The 17062-nt window shown below is 47.3% G+C and carries 13 protein-coding genes; 5 read left to right on the top strand and 8 right to left on the bottom strand.

The window, feature by feature from the left end; genetic code table 11:
- Window positions 1-40: 40 nt before the first annotated feature.
- Together FEN17_RS16075 and FEN17_RS16070 are read right to left on the bottom strand one after the other, a co-directional pair.
- Window positions 41-2344: a DUF4331 family protein gene (locus FEN17_RS16075; RefSeq protein WP_138366351.1), complete on the bottom strand. Its 2304-nt coding sequence runs from the start codon at window positions 2342-2344 to the stop codon at window positions 41-43.
- 27 nt (window positions 2345-2371) lie between these two features.
- Window positions 2372-4075: a DUF4331 domain-containing protein gene (locus tag FEN17_RS16070; RefSeq protein ID WP_138366956.1), complete on the bottom strand. Its 1704-nt coding sequence runs from the start codon at window positions 4073-4075 to the stop codon at window positions 2372-2374.
- A gap of 610 nt (window positions 4076-4685) precedes the next feature.
- Between FEN17_RS16070 and FEN17_RS16065 the strand changes: the two genes are divergently transcribed.
- Complete coding sequence (locus tag FEN17_RS16065; RefSeq protein ID WP_138366350.1) at window positions 4686-5420, top strand: LytR/AlgR family response regulator transcription factor; 735 nt, start codon at window positions 4686-4688, stop codon at window positions 5418-5420.
- 407 nt (window positions 5421-5827) lie between these two features.
- On the opposite strand, the gene FEN17_RS16060 is transcribed toward FEN17_RS16065, so the two are convergent.
- From FEN17_RS16060 to greA, 5 genes are all read right to left on the bottom strand, one after another.
- On the bottom strand, window positions 5828-7093 hold the full coding sequence (locus FEN17_RS16060; protein WP_138366349.1) for an exo-beta-N-acetylmuramidase NamZ family protein: 1266 nt from the start codon (window positions 7091-7093) through the stop codon (window positions 5828-5830).
- Between the two features lie 35 nt (window positions 7094-7128).
- On the bottom strand, window positions 7129-8181 hold the full coding sequence (locus FEN17_RS16055; protein WP_138366348.1) for a PA0069 family radical SAM protein: 1053 nt from the start codon (window positions 8179-8181) through the stop codon (window positions 7129-7131).
- 140 nt (window positions 8182-8321) lie between these two features.
- The gene (locus tag FEN17_RS16050; protein ID WP_138366347.1) at window positions 8322-9392 is read right to left on the bottom strand and encodes a M42 family metallopeptidase; all 1071 of its coding nucleotides are present in this window, start codon (window positions 9390-9392) and stop codon (window positions 8322-8324) included.
- Between the two features lie 56 nt (window positions 9393-9448).
- Window positions 9449-9778, bottom strand: a complete 330-nt coding sequence (locus tag FEN17_RS16045; RefSeq protein WP_138366346.1) for a hypothetical protein — start codon at window positions 9776-9778, stop codon at window positions 9449-9451.
- A gap of 118 nt (window positions 9779-9896) precedes the next feature.
- Window positions 9897-10379, bottom strand: coding sequence for a transcription elongation factor GreA (gene greA, locus FEN17_RS16040; RefSeq protein WP_138366345.1), 483 nt, complete (start codon window positions 10377-10379; stop codon window positions 9897-9899).
- A 229-nt stretch (window positions 10380-10608) separates the two neighbouring features.
- Between greA and fmt the strand changes: the two genes are divergently transcribed.
- Genes fmt through FEN17_RS16025 form a run of 3 tightly spaced genes read left to right on the top strand, consistent with a single transcriptional unit; the run spans window position 10609 to window position 13177 of the window.
- The gene (gene fmt / locus FEN17_RS16035; RefSeq protein ID WP_262711558.1) at window positions 10609-11529 is read left to right on the top strand and encodes a methionyl-tRNA formyltransferase; all 921 of its coding nucleotides are present in this window, start codon (window positions 10609-10611) and stop codon (window positions 11527-11529) included.
- Window positions 11530-11539: 10 nt separating this feature from the next.
- On the top strand, window positions 11540-12040 hold the full coding sequence (locus tag FEN17_RS16030; RefSeq protein WP_138366344.1) for a dihydrofolate reductase: 501 nt from the start codon (window positions 11540-11542) through the stop codon (window positions 12038-12040).
- 42 nt (window positions 12041-12082) lie between these two features.
- Window positions 12083-13177: an alpha/beta hydrolase gene (locus tag FEN17_RS16025; RefSeq protein ID WP_138366343.1), complete on the top strand. Its 1095-nt coding sequence runs from the start codon at window positions 12083-12085 to the stop codon at window positions 13175-13177.
- Window positions 13178-13229: 52 nt separating this feature from the next.
- On the opposite strand, the gene hslU is transcribed toward FEN17_RS16025, so the two are convergent.
- Window positions 13230-14621 carry an ATP-dependent protease ATPase subunit HslU gene (gene hslU, locus FEN17_RS16020; protein WP_138366342.1) on the bottom strand — a complete coding sequence of 464 codons (1392 nt, stop codon included), beginning with the start codon at window positions 14619-14621 and terminating at the stop codon, window positions 13230-13232.
- Between the two features lie 137 nt (window positions 14622-14758).
- Here hslU and FEN17_RS16015 point away from each other — a divergent pair, with 137 nt between their 5' ends.
- A complete protein-coding gene (locus FEN17_RS16015; RefSeq protein ID WP_138366341.1) occupies window positions 14759-17041 on the top strand; it encodes a GH92 family glycosyl hydrolase in 2283 nt (760 codons plus the stop codon).
- The last annotated feature ends 21 nt before the right edge of the window (window positions 17042-17062 follow it).

The raw sequence follows: 17062 nt of genomic DNA, 5'->3' as shown, positions 1-17062 counted from the left end.
GTCCCGGCATTTTCGTCGTCAGATCAGTCAGGTTGTTACTTTACTTCTTCAAAATTTTCACGGTATACTTTTCATCCGGCGTGGTGACACGCAGGTAGTACAGCCCGGTTTGTTTTCCGAGTTTCACCGAGCGGCGCTCATTGTCAGTAGCCTTTTCAATCACCTGCTGACCGTAAATCTGGCCGCTGCTATTGGCAAGATCCAGCTGCACCGGCTTGCCATAAGCACCCCGGATTTCCACCATCACTTCTTCGTTGTTGCTCGGGTTACCCATCACAATCGCGGTCAGCGGTACAATTTTACCTTCGGCTTCGGCTATACCCTGCCGCATATTGTTTTTAGTAAAACCACACGCTGCGCGGAAATCATATTGGATAGAAACCTCGGAAGCCGGCTCGTTGACATAGCGGGCGTAGATGAAGATGTCACCGGTATTGGTGTTGTCCTTGAAAAACATCGGATCCAATGTACGGCTGGTGCTCCGCGTCCAGTTTCCATCCAGTACACCGGTTGCCAGGTACTCCACTTCTTTGGAAGGATCGCCACCGGTTTTACCAATCTGGAATGTTCCGTTGAGACAGTCAAAACCTTTTACAGAAATGACCAGCGGAGACATATCTGATGCTTTCATGCCTTCAAAACTGTTTCCGCGGAAGCCAGGCCAGGGATTTTGCAGGTATGGGAAAGTGGTTTTGAATGTGGTATCATTCTTGGTAACACCTGCATTGAAGCCCAGCACTTTGCCAAGCTGCGGCGTCACCGGGCTCATTCCAGCCTGAAAATCGTCGTACCACAAACCTACCGCCGCCAAAACCACGCCACCGACTGCCTGTAATTCAATCGTCGTCACATCATCTTCGAGCCGGCGGCCATTTGGAAAGCCGTCCATGTTGGGTATCCACTGTAAATCCTTGTTCTGGTTGTACTCGCTGTCGGTCAAGCCTAAAACCGCCGCGCCTACCAGACCCAATGTGCTAAACTTTGGATCGTTTCTCGGCGTAGCCGGTACCGCCATATTCAGCCGCAGCCAGTCACCCAATGTTGGTAAGAAGTTGTGAATAAATGGCTTACCTGCTGCCAGCGGGTTTCCGTTTTTGCCGGTCGCAAGCTGATAGGGAGCCAGGTTGGGAACACCGGTATAAAATATCGGCAGGATATCCACTGCTCTCGGGCTGGTTGCATCAGGCAGCAAAACACTTCCGAATGCGGCTTCCGACAGGGCAGTCCCGTCGAGTGCAGGGTTACCTTTCAGACCATACAAGCCAGCTTTACCATTCCGAAAATCAAATGATCCCAATGATTTCGACTGGATCCGCAGATCGGCCAGGCCGGGAACTGCTTTGCCAAACTGCTCGTCGTCCATATACAATGCCAGCTCGGGGTTGGTAAAGTATTTGGCAAATTGCAGATCGTTGGCGGGGGAAGTCGCATTCCATTTGTCTTTCATGCCAATCGGGATGATCGCCTCGTTGGTTAGCGGCATGCCCAGGCGGGATACCTGCACCCACTCGCCGTCATAGCCGATCTCGCTGCCGGTGTTCAATGTAGTAATCTTGCGGCGGCTCGACGAAGCGTACACACCGATCACATAGTCAGGATCGAGTATGTTCTTCGCCATCGCTACCGATTTATTCTCTTTTTGCAAAGTCGAAACCGGCACCTCGATCACGATGGAGTGACAGTTGAACTTGGCAACCCCATCACGCGCACCTTCTTTCCGGAAATTTCCAAGATCGAAAATACCGCCCAGGTCTACGAAGAAGGGATCGTCCACCGGTCCGCAGAAAATCCGCTCACCGGTACTCGCCAATGTTACGGCATCCTGTACCAGTTGGTTGTAATCTTTGCCCAAACCAACCGTACCATTTTGGATAGACCTCGGCCCAATGTTCGGCGGAGGTACTATGCCATTTGACACAACAGTTGAAAACGTTTTGCCACCGTCCACACTTCTTTCGCAGACATACGTGGTTTTCAGGTTTTCTTTTCCAAGACGGATCAGGAAGAATGTTGACGGATCTTCGTTCTTTTTAGTGAACGTAAACCTGTAAACGATGTCCGCACCTGGCGTTCCAGCATTGTTGTCCACATGGATTTCGTAGCGGATATTTTCGCCGAAAGTGTACCAGTTGGGCCCACCCGCCGGATGCTCAAAAGGAATGTAGTTCGCAATCAGGACAATGTTCTCTTTGTCCGTGGTGCTTTTGAAGGCATACACATCCGTGTTATCCGCCAGCGGATCTGTGGAAATCAGCGGCGCTTCACGGTGCGACGATGCGATGGTTTGACCGGGCAGACTGCAAATCAATGCCAGTAAGCCGAGCAGATATAGAAAGTTTTTCATATAAATCTGTTTATAGCGTGACTTAGATCAGAATCTGGGTTTTTCAGGATAGTCAAATCCTCTCCACGGATTGGCCAGGTAGGGAAATGTCCCTTTCAGCGCTGCATCGTTTTTGGTCGGACCAGAAGTGAAAGACAGCACATTGATCAGCTGCGGCGAAACCGGTGCAGTAGCGGTGGCATCATCGTAAAACAAGCCTACTGCTGCCAGTACAACACCCGAAACGGCCTGTAACTCAATCGTCGTCACGTCATCTTCCAGCCGGCGTCCGTTCGGGAACCCGTCCATGTTAGGGATCCATTCCAGGTCCGTATTGGAGTTGTATTCACTGTCCGTGATGCCCAATACCGCAGCGGAAACCAGTCCAAGCGAGCTAAATTTAGGATCGTCGCGGGGTGTGGCTGGTACGGCCATATTCAGTCTCAACATATCACCCAATGTGGGTAAAAAATTATGAATGAAAGGCTTGCCTTTTGCCAGCGGATTATTGCCTTTGCCGGTTGCCAGCTGATACGGAATCAGGTTGGGCACGCCAGTATAAAATATTGGCAGCAGATCCACAGCGCGCGGGCTGGCATTATCCGGCAGCAGCACACCTCCGAAAGCAGCTTCCGCCAGAGCAGTACCATCCAGAGCAGCGTTTCCTTTCAGGCCAAAAAGTCCCGGCTTACCATTTCTGAAATCAAATGCGCCCAGCGATTTCGACTGGATACGCAATGCATTCAGGGAAGGTACCGCTGCACCAAACTGACTGTCGTCCATGTATAGGGCCAGCTCGGGGTTGGTGAAATACTTGGCAAATTGCAGGTCGTGGCCGTCATAAGGCGTCACAGCATTCCAGTGATCTTTCATGCCGATTGGGATCACCGCCTCGTTTGTCAAAGGCATTCCAAGCCGCGAAACCTGCACAAAATCACCGTCGTAGCCCACTTCTCCATTAGTATTCAGCGTTTTAATTTTCTGCCGGCTGGCCGATGCCCACACGCCGATCACAAAATCAGGATCCAGGATGTTCGATGCCTGATCGACGCCACTGCCATCTTTTTGCAGCATTTTCACCGGAATTTTCAATGCGATAGAATGCACATTAAACCGGCTCAAACCATCTTTCGGCGCATTGACCGCATTACCTTCCGGCCGGAAATTACCGACATCAAAAGCACCTGCCAGGTCTACGAAAAAAGGATCATCCACCGGACCAGCGAAAATCTTTTCACCGCTGCTCGCAGTCGCAATGGCTTTCTCTACCAGCGAGTTATAATCCGGCGCTTCCAGCCCGACGGTTTTTCCTTCGATCGATCTCGGGCCAATGTTGTTGGGCGGCACGATGCCCTCCGCGATGATGGTCGTGAACGTTTTGCCGCCATCGGTACTCTTTTCACACTTGTAAGTCGTTTTCAGGTTTTGCTTTCCCAGCCGAATGTTAAAAAAAGTGGTAGGGTCCTCGTTTGTGCTTGAAAACGTAAAACGGTACGTAATGTCGTCCCAGGCTGTCGTAGCCTTGTTTTTGATGTGGATTTCATAACGTACATTCGGGCCGAAATTGAAGTAGTTCGGGCCTCCTTCGGGCGATTCAAATGGAATGTAGTTGGCGATAATGGTAATCGAATTCGGGTCGTCGGGACTTTTAAAAGCGTACAGGTCCGTGTTATCCGCCAACGGGTCATTTGAAATCAACGGCGCTTCCCGGTGACTGGAAGCATAACTACCAAAAGCGCATAGCAGTGTCATTAAGCTCAGCAAAAAAAGCCTGAGCCTGCACAGGTTCGTAAAAGAAACTTGCATGGGTAGAATGTTAGATAATAATGAAATAGGTTTTGTTAGTACAAAAACATCGTAAAAGGCTCGCCGTAAAAAATTTGTCGAGAAGTACCCTGATCAGAAATCCAACTGTGATCAATGTACGTAGATACTAACTGTTCGGATTGTCGGGGTGAAATTAAAATTATCGCAGCCGCTCTGTGAAATTATATAATAAAATAAAAAAATAATTATATAAATTTAAAAGTCTGCGAAGGACTGAAAAAAAATAGCTAGCTTAACCACCAAAAAGCCAAGTAACTCGCGGTGATTGGATGTTTTAGGAGATAAGTTGTTGCGGGATTTTTATAGAAAAATTTCTATAACTTATTAAATGGCTTGTCTGGCACAGCTTTTTGCCTTTAATTTAAAATCTTTCTTGTTACAAACGGTTACTAAAACTCGGCTGTTGAAGCTCATGTAACATGAACTAGTTTGTATCAGGAAGGCACCCACGGATCCCGGGCGCATATAAAGTCTGAAATTCGTAAATCCTAACTCTCTCAATGCCGGAGCCTTACGGCGGGCATTTATTTACAATATGAACATTCTAATTGTTGAGGACGATTTTATCATTGCAAAGCATTTACAATTTCTGTTAAACGGGTTCGGGTATGAAGCGCACGACATTGCCACGGATTATCCGACGGCCGTGGACTTACTAGCCACCAAAGTGTTTCATCTCGCAGTACTCGACATTAATTTAAACGGATATCAGACGGGCATCGACCTGGCCGATCACATCCGCGAAAACCTTGGGATACCCTTTCTATTTCTCTCTGCGCACGACGACATTGCGGTAGTTAATGCAGCCCTGCAATCGGCCCCACACGCATTTTTACAAAAACCATTTCAGAAAATCACGGTTTACACGGCGGTAAAACTTGCGCTTAAAAATTATCGCCTGGCAGCGCTTGCCGGAGAAACCGATACGCCGGAAAAAGAAGATACGACGGTGATCAAAGATGCGCTTTTTATCAAGGAAAAGCACATGTTTACCAAGATCATGCTAGCCGAAATCCTGTATATCCGTAGCGATGACAACTACCTGGAACTACATACGATCAAGAAAAAATATACGATCCGGGAAACTTTGAAGAACATGATACAGCAACTGCCGGTCAACTTTTTCTTCCGTGTTCATAAGTCATTCATAATCAACCTGAATGCGATCACAGCGATCGATTATGTGCATGTGATGATCAATGATATTGAGATTCCGATCACGAATGACAACCGCAACGAATTGCTGAGCCGGATCAAAACGTTTTCCTGAGTTTTTGCTCCCAAATTTCGCTTACCCCGCAACCGCCCGATCTTCACCCCCTGAAACCTGGATTTCACCCCATTATTTTGCGGGAAAACCGGTATAGAACTAATTTCACATCACGTAGACTCCGCCTCTATTAATTTGACTTTCAATTCAGTAGCCTGGGTGTATGAGAAAAAATTTTAACACCCGGGCATCCATTAGATCGAAAAATTCGTAACTGTGATGAAATAGGATTTGCAAGAAATTTGGCATTATGCACACATTATATTGCATCCAACCTAAACTAAATCCAGTATATAGTTCTTAAATTAAATATCGTTGAGAATAATTGAACATCCCTGGAAACTCTTCCCGGGATGTTTTGTTTCCGGACAATTCCTTTGCAGATCCAACTAGTTGAGCGTTCCTGATCAGGGATAAAGCAGGTATTTCTTCCGCATAGCTTTATAATCACCTAGTCCCGGCTCCCAGCTCTTCCTGATTTCTTCCTCGGATGCTCCCGCAATGATCTGCTTTTTCAGGTTTTCCGTGCCGACCAGTTTATCAAAATTACCCATCTGCTTGCTCTGGCTCATGTCAAAGAAACGATCCTTTTCAGGGTAAGCTTTATACAGCTCCATCAGCCAGCCCAAATTCAGCTTGCCCGATTTCCGGATGTGCTTCATATCATATTTTCGCAGGTCCAGCCCGTAGCATTCGGTATCCATGTGCAGCGGCGTCTCGCTCATTCCCTTGATGCTTTTGGGGGTGAAAGTGAAGTCGTATAAGCCTTTCAGTTTCGGTGCGCCGAGTACCGTAAAGGGCATATAGGTTCCTCTTCCCTGGCTCAGGATTGTGCCCTCGAACATACAAATATGCGGATATAAGATCACCGATTGCTGCGTATTCAGGTTCGGCGAAGGCATTACAGGCAAGTCGTAAGGCATATCATGATTGTAATTCGCGACCTTGATAATTTTCAGCTTGCACTGCATTTTGTTGGGCAGCCAGCCTTCACCATTGATCATCTGGGCAAATTCAGCGACCGTCATGCCGTGCGAGATCGGGATTTTATACATACCGATCCCGGAATGCAGGTGGTCTTCCAAAATAGGGCCGTCTACCAAAAAACCGTTTGGATTGGGCCGGTCGAGGATCAGCATTTCCTTGGCGCTTTCGGCGCAGGATTCCATGACGTGACCTAATGTATTGATATAAGTATAAAACCGCGCGCCAACATCCTGAATGTCAAACAAAATCAAGTCCAGCTGCGCCATTTGCTCTTTGGTTGGCCGCTTCAATTTTCCGTAAAGTGAAATCGCCGGGATACCGGTTTTCGGATCGATGCTGTCATTGACTTTGTCACCATTACTGGCCGTGCCACGAAAACCATGTTCCGGCCCGAAAATCGTGACAATGTTCACACCTAGCGCCACTAAGCTATCCACGATCGGCGTGTTGCCGATGATCGACGTCTGGTTTACCACAATTCCGACTTTCTTGCCTTTCAGATAGTTAATGTATTCCGAAACCTGATCGACGCCGGTCATCAGTTTCACGGCAGCACCATTTCTCGTCATAGTGCCGACCGAGTCGTTTCCTATCACCACGGGGCTCTTTTGAGAAGACGAATTGACGCAGTTGGACGTCAGGCAAAGGATAATAATGAGTGAAAAAATGGGTGGAAGCAGTTTCATGAGTTCAGGATTTTTCTAAAAATAGGTTTTTAAAATTAAAACAACTTCATCTGCCCCGCACGCATAAACTGCGAAGTATCGAGCTCGGGCCACTCGCGGTCTTTCAGATATTTCCGGCAGGCCATATCATGCAGCTGACGAATGTGTTCTGCGAAATTCCCCTCGCCTACCATCCGCAGCCCAAAGCGTGAATCATTCACCTGTCCGCCATGACATTCTTTAATCTGGTTCAAAACCTTGGCAACGCGGTCCGGGAAATGATGTTCTACCCACTCTTCAAATAATGTTGAAATTGCACCATTCAGCCTCACCACCGTATAATGTGCCCACCGCGCGCCGCTTTCCGCCGCCGCCTGAACCAATGCCGGGATCTCATGATCATTCAATCCGGGAATAATCGGCGCGGTCATGACGCCCATCGGGATGCCTGCTTCGTGCAATGTTTTTACTACTTGCAGCCGTCGTTTTCCTGTGACAGTCCTGGGTTCCAAAGCACCTCGCAGGTCCTCATTTAAAGAAGTAATTGAAACCGCACCGTGCACAAGATTCAATTTCGCCAGCTTTTCGAGTACATCTATATCACGTAAAACCAATGCGTTTTTCGTCAAAACACTCACCGGATTGCGGTATTTAAGACATATTTCCAGAAGCCGCCTCGTAAGCTCGTATTTTTTTTCGCCCGGCTGATAACAGTCCGTATTGCCCGAAAAGTGAATGACTTTGGGCTCCCATTTTTTGGAATTAAAAAGCTTTTCCAAAAGTTGCGGCGCATTTTTCTTGACCATGATCTTGGTCTCAAAATCAAGTCCGGCAGAAAAGCCCCAATACTCGTGCGAGTTGCGGGCATAACAATAAATGCATCCATGCTCACAGCCCCGGTAGGGATTGATAGAATGGAAGTTACCCAAATCGGGACTGTCCGAAACACTCAGCAGCGTCTTGGATTCCTCTTCAATAAATTGTGTTTTGGGATTGGTTTCCGGCTCTTCCCACTGCTGCCAGTCTTCCGAGGTATAGGTTATCTCATTCTTTGTAAATTTGTTGTGGGGATTAATGGCCGCGCCACGCCCCCTCGCCCTGTTGTCCATTTGTTGATGAAAGTCATGTTGATGAAGTTGTTGAAGTTGTCATGCTGAGCGTAGTCGAAGCACTATACCGGTGAGCACACTGCCCAGCCAGTAAAGTGCTTCGACCGCCCGGCGGCCCGGTCCGCTCAGCATGACACGTATTATTTTATATACCGAAAATCCTCCCCGCCTTTCAGCGATAGCAGGACGTCGTACATGAGTTGGATTACATTTTTAACATCTTCCTTATGCACCATTTCCACGGTCGTGTGCATATATTTCAGAGGAAGTGAGATCAATGCGGAGGCAATACCTTCTGTTGAATAAGCAAAAGAATCGGTATCCGTGCCTGTCGAGCGACTTACTGCCTGGCGCTGGAAAGGGATTTTCTTTTCGTCGGCGACGCGGATCAGCATATCGCGGACATTGTTTTGTACCGCCGGGCCGTAGCAAATTACCGGGCCGCTACCACTTTTAAGGTCGCCCTGCTCTTTTTTATTGTACATCGGCGACTGGGTATCGTGCGTCACGTCGGTACAGATTGCCAGGTCGGGTTTCAATCTCCGGGCAATCATTTCCGCTCCGCGCAGACCGATTTCTTCCTGCACCGCATTTACCACATATAATGTAAAAGGCAGACGTACATTATTTTCATGCAGCATCCGCGCCACTTCCGCGATCATGTACCCGCCCATGCGGTTGTCGAGCGCGCGGCCGACATAATATTTTTCATTCAGCTCATCCAGCCCGTCCGCAAATGTTACCACCGTACCGACGTGAATGCCCATTTCAAAAACTTCGTCTTTTTTAGCAGCGCCCACGTCGATGAAAAGCTCGTGCACTTTGGGCACCTGGTCTTTGGCGACGTCACGAACGTGGATCGCTGGCCAGCCGAAAACGCCTTTTACCACACCTTTTGCGGTATGCAGATTTACCCGCATCGAAGGAGCAATCGCGGCGTCGGAACCACCGTTTCTGCGGACGTGAATGTAGCCGTCGTCGGAAATGTAATTCACAAACCAGGAAATTTCATCTGAATGTGCCTCGATCACGACTTTGTAATCCTGCCCCGGTCCAATCACACCGACTGCCGTGCCGTAAGTATCAATAATCGTTTCTTCAATGTAGGGCTTAATGTAGTCAAGCCAGATTTGCTGACCGGTTGATTCAAAGCCGGTTGGCGATGCATTGTTTAAATACTTATAAAGAAATTCTTTGCTCTGATCTGCCATACTGATTGTTTAAAAGACTAAAAATTAGGGGACTGAACATCAAAATGAAAGGCAAATTACTGCTTTAAATACTTCAAAAAAGCCCAGAAAGGTCTTTTTCCAAGATAGCTGAGGTTGGTTTCATTCCGGTAGGCTTCGCGTTCAAACGAAATATGAAGATAGGCTAAATAACGGTTTTTGTGCTGGACGTAGCGGATAAAATATTCCATCAGATACCATATATAAAAAGGTAAGATCCCCATTTCGAGCTGCTGGCGGATGTGGATCCGCTCGTGGTTGATCAGGAACCGTCCCGGCGTTTTTGTCCTGATAAAAATGAATGGAAATAAGGCGATACCCTCCACCCGGAGTGATGAAATGCTGAAAACGAAGCCTTTAAATTTCATAGTTTATAGTGCTGAATGTTACCTCGTAAATCAATTCTGGTTTTACTCTAAAACAAAAATGTTGGATTGCGAAATGAAGCTCATTTAACAATCCAACATTTATATAAAGCGCAAACTCCTATTCGAGGAAGCGGCTGATATCGAGTACTTCAAATTCCATCATACCGGCAGGTACTTTAATTTCCGTGGTCTCTCCCACTTTTTTACCCAGCAAACCTTTACCGATCGGCGAGCCTACCGAGATTTTGCCGGTTTTCAGATCAGCCTCCTCTTCGGAAACCAATGTGTAAGTGACTTCCATTCCATTTTTACGGTTTTTGATCTTCACTTTGGATAAAACTGAAACCTGGGAATTGTCGATGGAGGACTCGTCGATCACGCGGGCATTGGACATAATTTCTTCCAGCTTGGCGATTTTCATTTCATGCATTCCCTGCGCATCTTTTGCTGCGTCATACTCCGCATTCTCACTCAAATCCCCTTTATCCCGCGCCTCGGCAATCTGACGTGCAATCTCCGTGCGGCCTTTGGTTTTCATATCATTCAGCTCATTCCTCAGCTTATTTAATCCTTCTTCCGTATAGTATGAAATCTTAGCCATAACCTCATTTAGTTTATATATGCTTTAAATTTTGAAAATCCAGATAAAAAAAAAGAACGGTTCTAAGACCGCTCTACAGGAGTAACACCACTCGTAGTAGAAGGCTAGAAGACCTTGTCTTTTCGGTTGCTATGTGACTTTATATGCACCATAATTTTCTTTCAAGAACGACAAAAATAACAATATTTGTGAATGGTAACACCATTTTTATCCAAAAGCGGCCACACGTATGTCAAAACCATTGAGAATCATTTTTATGGGAACACCCGAATTTGCGGTGCCCAGTTTACAAAGTCTGGTCGAAAACAATTCTAATGTTGTAGCCGTTATCACCGTGCCCGACAAGCCTTCGGGAAGAGGTCAAAATCTTACAAAATCGCCTGTAAAAATCTACGCAGAGTCGCAGGGAATACCTGTTTTGCAGCCTGAAAAATTGAAGAACCCGGAGTTTCTGGAAGAGCTGAAATCTTATGAGGCGGATCTGCAAGTCGTGGTTGCTTTCAGAATGCTGCCGGAAGTAGTCTGGAGTATGCCGACGAAAGGTACATTCAATTTACACAGCTCACTTTTACCTCAATACCGCGGGGCCGCACCGATCAACTGGGCCGTGATTAATGGCGATACGGAAACTGGCGTGACCACTTTTTTTATTGAGAAAGACATTGATACCGGCAAGATCATTTTCCAGGAAAAAGAGCCGATTCACCGCGACGATAATGTGGGTACCTTGTATGAAAGGCTCATGCAAAAAGGCGCTGCGCTGGTGGTAAAAACCGTGGAGGCGATCGAGGAGGGAAATTATCCGCAGATACCACAGGAAGAGCCGGAAGAAATACGGTCGGCGCCCAAGATTTTCAGGGAAACCTGTGAGATTGATTGGAATAAATCTGCTGTGCAGATTCATAATTTTGTGAGAGGCTTGTCCCCCTACCCCGCAGCCTGGACAACATTGAATGGTTTGTCCTGCAAAATTTTCAAGACTGCACTTGTCGATTCTGATGAGCCTGGAAATGTTGGTGACATGAAGACGGACAACAAAAGCTACCTGTATTTCAAAACCGCCGACGGCTGGATTGCGATTGAAGAGCTGCAACTGGAAGGCAAGAAGCGTCTGGCGATTGGGGATTTTTTAAGAGGATACAAGTTTTAAAGACATTAAAATGCTGATTTCAATAATAGTGGCGGTTTCGGAAAATGGCGCAATCGGCAAGGATAACCAACTTTTGTGGCGGCTACCTGACGATTTGAAACGTTTCAAACAACTGACTTTGGGCCATCCGATGATCATGGGCAGGAAAACATTCGAGTCGATCGGCAAACCTTTGCCCGGCAGGACGTCGATTGTGATTACCAAAAATCCGGATTTTAGTTTTGAAGGTGTGGTGGCGGCACATTCACTGGAAGACGCGATTGCAAAAGCAAAAGCGACTGGAACTAATGAAGCTTTCGTGATCGGTGGGGGGGAAATTTACAGGCAAACATTGCCACTTGCCGAACGGCTTTTTGTCACAGAAGTAAAAACCAATATAGACGGAGATACCTATTTTAAAATCCCGGACTCGGCCGCCTGGACGGAGACGGAACGGGTTGTCCACGGGCAGGATGAAAAGCATGTTTTCAAATTCGAATTTGTAAATTACGAGAGAAGAGCAGATTTATGAGTACTTTTGCGGCCTCGTAACTCTCAGTGAATCATTTTAATAATGCCAGTTTTAGTTGAAACCCTCACCATTGAATTAAGTACCCCTGCATTTGACAAACGCCCGGTTTACATCACCGGCAACTTCTGCAAATGGCTACCCGATCTCGAAGAGTATCGCATGACCATGATAGAGCCTGGCAAATACCAGTTTCAGTTTCCCGAAAACATGGAATTGCCCGAACCGCTGGAATACAAATACACCCGCGGCGGCTGGGACCAGGTGGAACTGGACCGTTTTGGCAAACCTTATGGGAACCGCGTCGTGATGAAAAGTGAAGGCCTTGTGCAGGATACCGTGGCGCGGTGGCAGATTGATAATTCAGCAAAAACCGATTTTGCGCCCATTCTTGAAACGGTTTCCGAGAAATTTGAAATTCCTCAACTCCAAAAAACCCGGCGCATCCAGGTTCTGCTCCCCCACGATTATTACGAAAGACCCGACCTGAGCTTCCCGGTTCTTTATATGACTGACGCCCAAAATCTCTTCGGCGAAGGCTCGGAATATGGCAACTGGAAAATCGACAAAAGCCTTGAAAAACTCGCGAACGAAAATGCCTCAGGCATCATTATCGTCGCCATCGATCACGGTGATGTGGACCGCATCCTGGAATTTTCGCCTTACAGCAACCCGAAACTGGGCAAAGGAAATGGTGAATTGTTCCTGAGGTTTATCACGGATACATTGAAACCGCAAATTGATAAAACTTACCGTACCAAGCCGGAAAGGTTGAATACAGGCATCGGAGGAAGTTCGGTGGGCGGTTTACTAAGTTTGTACGCGGGGCTAATGTTCCCGCAAGTTTTCGGCCGGCTCATGGTTTTCTCCCCATCACTCTGGATTTCCCAGCGCGTCTATTTCGACGTCGTACATTTCTTCGAACCCTTCGAAAGCCGCATATACCTATACGCCGGCGGCAAAGAAGGCGCCCACATGCTTCCCAACTTCAAAAAGCTGCAGGAAACCCTTGAAACCCAAGCCTTCGGCTACAAACGGGTAAACATCAAATCCTCCGTAGATCCCAAAGGCCAGCACGACGAAGAGCAGTGGGAGAAGGAGTTCCCGGTGGCGTTGAAGTGGTTGTTTTTTGAGAAGTGATTTAGGTCATTTGTGGTCATTGACAATCAATGACCAAAAATGACTTTCCTTCCTAGAGTATATACTGACTCAAATCCCGATTCTTAACCAAATGCCCCAGTTTTTCCTGTACCATGTCCGCGGTGACTGTGAGGTTTGAGTCGGGGCCGATGAGGTCGGGGATGTCGAACATATAGTCGTTCAGGAGCAGGCTCATGACGGTTTGCAGGCGGCGGGCGCCGATGTTTTCTACTTCGCTGTTGACTTCGAATGCGATTTTGGCGATTTCGCGGATTGCGCCATCTTCAAATTCCAGGCTAACCCCTTCCGCTGCCATCATTGCCTCGTATTGCTTGGTCAAAGCATTTTTCGGGGTTTTCAGGATTTGGTAAAAATCGGCTTCTGTAAGACTATTCAGTTCCACGCGGATCGGGAAACGTCCCTGTAATTCAGGGATTAAATCCGAAGGTTTTGAAACGTGGAATGCGCCTGCGGCTACGAAAAGAATGTGATCCGTGTTGATCACGCCGTGCTTGGTATTCACTGCGCTGCCTTCCACGATCGGGAGTAAATCGCGCTGCACGCCTTCGCGGCTTACATCCGGGCCGCTTCCACCCGACCTGCTTGACGCGACCTTATCGATTTCATCAATAAAAATAATCCCGAGGTTTTCTGCTTTTTTGATGGCCTCCATCTTCACCTCGTCCATATCGATCAGCTTGGATGCCTCTTCGTCGAGCAGGATTTTCCGGGCTTCTTCTACCGTCACTTTCCGCTTTTTACCACGCCGGGGCATCATATTGCCGATCATTTCCTGAATGTTCATCATGGAAACATCATCCACCGAGCCGCCGATCATTCCTACATTGGCTACCTGGTTTTGCTGGACTTCGATTTCAATTTTCCGGTTGTCCAGCTCTCCATTCCTGATTTTCTCACGAAAACGCTCCCGGGTACGCTGGTTCAGCTCGGCGTCATCTTCCGGCATCGCGTCAGATCCGTCGTCCGCTTTGACTTTCGCAGTGCCTGCTCCATGAACCGGCGGTATCAAAGCATCCAGGATAATATCTTCCACAGCCTGCTCAGCCTTGATTTTTACTTCCTCTTTCTTTTGCGTCCGCACCATTCCCACCGCTTGCTCCACCAGGTCGCGGACCATGCTTTCCACGTCGCGGCCCACGTAGCCCACTTCCGTAAATTTGGAAGCCTCCACTTTCACAAAAGGCGCATCCGCCACTTTGGCAAGCCGGCGCGCGATCTCCGTTTTACCTACCCCGGTAGCCCCGATCATTAATATGTTATTTGGAATTATTTCTTTTTGAATGTCCGCCGGACTGTTCATGCGCCTCCACCGGTTTCGGAGTGCTATGGCAACATTGCGTTTAGCGTCATTTTGTCCGATAATATATTGATCCAGCTCGGAAACAATTTGACGAGGCGTCAGGCGATCTAAGTGTTCAGTCATTGTGATTTGTGTCAATACGTAACTTGTTTGAATAGTTTAGCGCGGAAAAGAACTATGCCGGTACAAAATGTCAGGCTGCCTTGCATTACATTTGTTACACTATCCCAATTTTCCAAACATCAAGATTTTTTTTGACAATGAAAAAAAGCCTTTACTGCCTTTTTGCAATACTTATACAATCCTCACTGCTCCTGGCGCAGACTCCCGCCAAAACAAATCTGGTCGATTATGTCAATACCCTGATGGGTACTCAATCCAAATTCAGCCTTTCGGCCGGTAATACTTATCCTGCCATCGCTACGCCCTGGGGGATGAATTTCTGGATGCCGCAAACCGGAAAAATGGGCGACGGTTGGGCATATATGTACGACGCCGAAAAAATCCGCGGCTTCAAACAAACCCACCAGCCTAGTCCCTGGATCAATGATTACGGACAATTTTCGATCTTGCCAATCACTGGTAAATTAAAGATCGACGAAGAAAGCCGCGCCAGCTGGTTCTCTCACAAAGCCGAAGTTGCAAAGCCACATTATTATAAAGTTTACCTGGCTGATTACGATGTTACAACCGAGATCACGGCCACAGAACGCGCTGCACAATTTCGCTTTACATTCCCGCAGCAAGACAGCTCTTTTGTGCTCCTGGACGCTTTTGACCGGGGTTCTTATGTAAAAATTATTCCTTCCGAGAAAAAAATCATCGGTTATACGACCAAAAACAGCGGCGGTGTTCCTGCCAATTTTAAAAATTACTTTGTCCTCGTTTTTGACAAAGCATTTACATTCTCGTCGGCGTTCCGCGGTAAGCAGCTCGCAAAAGACACATTGGAATTGAAAGCGGCCCATGTGGGTGCGGTGATTGGTTTTAAAACAAAAAGAGGCGAGCAGGTTGGCTTAAAAGTAGCTTCTTCGTTTATCAGCCCCGAGCAGGCCGAGCTGAATTTGCAGCGCGAAGTGGGCAGCGATAATTTTGACGCAACCCGCCAGAAAAGCGAAAAAGCCTGGAATGATGAGCTTTCCCGCATTCAGGTGGAGGGCAACGACATTGACCAGATCCGTACTTTTTATTCTTGCCTCTACCGCGTTTTGCTTTTCCCAAGAAAATTTTACGAGTTTGACAAGACGAACAAAGTCGTGCATTACAGCCCTTATAATGGCGAAGTGCGGCCGGGTTATATGTTTACCGACAACGGTTTCTGGGATACTTTCCGCGCGGTTTTCCCATTCTTTACCTTAATGTACCCGACATTGAATGCGCACATTATGGAAGGCCTCGCCAATGCGTATGACGAAAGCGGCTTCCTCCCCGAGTGGGCCAGCCCCGGCCACCGCGATTGTATGATCGGCTCCAATTCAGCATCACTGATCGCCGACTCTTACGTAAAGGGAATCCGTGGTTATGACATTAATAAACTGTATGAAGCGATCCTTAAAAACACGGAAAATGCAGGCCCTGTAAGCTCAGTTGGCCGTTTTGGTCATGAATATTATAATGAGCTAGGCTATGTTCCTTATGATGTGAAGGTCAATGAAAACGTGGCGCGGACTTTGGAATATGCTTATGCCGATTTCTGTATCGCGCAGCTCGGCAAAGAGTTGAAAAAGCCACAGAAAGAGATCGATCTTTTTCTTAAAAGAAGCCAGAATTACAAGAATGTGTTTGATCCTGAGACCAAATGGATGCGTGGAAAAATGAAGGATGGCAAGTTTCAGTCTCCTTTTAATCCTTTCAAATGGGGCGATGCATTTACCGAAGGAAACAGCATTCACTATACCTGGTCGGTTTTTCAGGATGTAAAAGGTTTGATCGGCCTGGTCGGTGGACGTGAAGCATTTGTCCAAAAACTGGATACGGTATTTACATTACCTCCGATTTTCGACGACAGTTACTACGGTTTTCCAATCCACGAAATCCGCGAAATGCAGATTATGAACATGGGTAACTATGCCCACGGCAACCAGCCGATCCAGCACATGATTTACCTGTACAACTATGCCGGCGCGCCGTACAAATCGCAATACTGGATGCGTCAGGTGATGAAAAAACTGTATCAGGCAACGCCGGACGGTTATTGCGGCGACGAGGATAATGGTCAGACTTCTGCGTGGTATGTCTTCTCTTCACTCGGTTTTTATCCGGTAACTCCTGGCACGACCCAGTATGTGATCGGCTCCCCGCTGTTTAAAAAAGCGACATTGACGCTTGAAAATGGTAAAAAATTCATCGTGGATGCGCCTGCTACCAGCGATGCAAATATGTACATCCAGGCAGCAACATTGAACGGAAAGCCTTATGGACAAACTTACCTGGAACATGCCGACATTCAGAAAGGTGGCAATGTACAGTTCAACATGGGCGCGCAACCTTCCAAGACCTGGGGCACAAAACCGGAAAACGCACCATTTTCTTTGAGCAAATAATCACAACCAAATCCACTCATA

Source organism: Dyadobacter luticola, assembly GCF_005860805.1.
GTDB lineage: Bacteria > Bacteroidota > Bacteroidia > Cytophagales > Spirosomataceae > Dyadobacter > Dyadobacter luticola.
The sequence above is the reverse complement of the archived record's forward strand: the minus strand, read 5'-3'. Positions and strand labels throughout refer to the sequence as shown.

What these genes read in the sequence shown, in the direction of transcription:
- FEN17_RS16030 (WP_138366344.1), top strand. Translation starts at nt 11,540, where the DNA reads ATGCTGATTTCAATAATAGTGGCGGTTTCGGAAAATGGCGCAATCGGC.
- FEN17_RS16075 (WP_138366351.1), bottom strand. Translation starts at nt 2,344, where the DNA reads ATGAAAAACTTTCTATATCTGCTCGGCTTACTGGCATTGATTTGCAGT.
- FEN17_RS16050 (WP_138366347.1), bottom strand. Translation starts at nt 9,392, where the DNA reads ATGGCAGATCAGAGCAAAGAATTTCTTTATAAGTATTTAAACAATGCA.
- FEN17_RS16060 (WP_138366349.1), bottom strand. Translation starts at nt 7,093, where the DNA reads ATGAAACTGCTTCCACCCATTTTTTCACTCATTATTATCCTTTGCCTG.
- FEN17_RS16065 (WP_138366350.1), top strand. Translation starts at nt 4,686, where the DNA reads ATGAACATTCTAATTGTTGAGGACGATTTTATCATTGCAAAGCATTTA.
- FEN17_RS16045 (WP_138366346.1), bottom strand. Translation starts at nt 9,778, where the DNA reads ATGAAATTTAAAGGCTTCGTTTTCAGCATTTCATCACTCCGGGTGGAG.
- FEN17_RS16025 (WP_138366343.1), top strand. Translation starts at nt 12,083, where the DNA reads ATGCCAGTTTTAGTTGAAACCCTCACCATTGAATTAAGTACCCCTGCA.
- greA (WP_138366345.1), bottom strand. Translation starts at nt 10,379, where the DNA reads ATGGCTAAGATTTCATACTATACGGAAGAAGGATTAAATAAGCTGAGG.
- fmt (WP_262711558.1), top strand. Translation starts at nt 10,609, where the DNA reads ATGTCAAAACCATTGAGAATCATTTTTATGGGAACACCCGAATTTGCG.
- hslU (WP_138366342.1), bottom strand. Translation starts at nt 14,621, where the DNA reads ATGACTGAACACTTAGATCGCCTGACGCCTCGTCAAATTGTTTCCGAG.
- FEN17_RS16055 (WP_138366348.1), bottom strand. Translation starts at nt 8,181, where the DNA reads ATGGACAACAGGGCGAGGGGGCGTGGCGCGGCCATTAATCCCCACAAC.
- FEN17_RS16015 (WP_138366341.1), top strand. Translation starts at nt 14,759, where the DNA reads ATGAAAAAAAGCCTTTACTGCCTTTTTGCAATACTTATACAATCCTCA.
- FEN17_RS16070 (WP_138366956.1), bottom strand. Translation starts at nt 4,075, where the DNA reads ATGACACTGCTATGCGCTTTTGGTAGTTATGCTTCCAGTCACCGGGAA.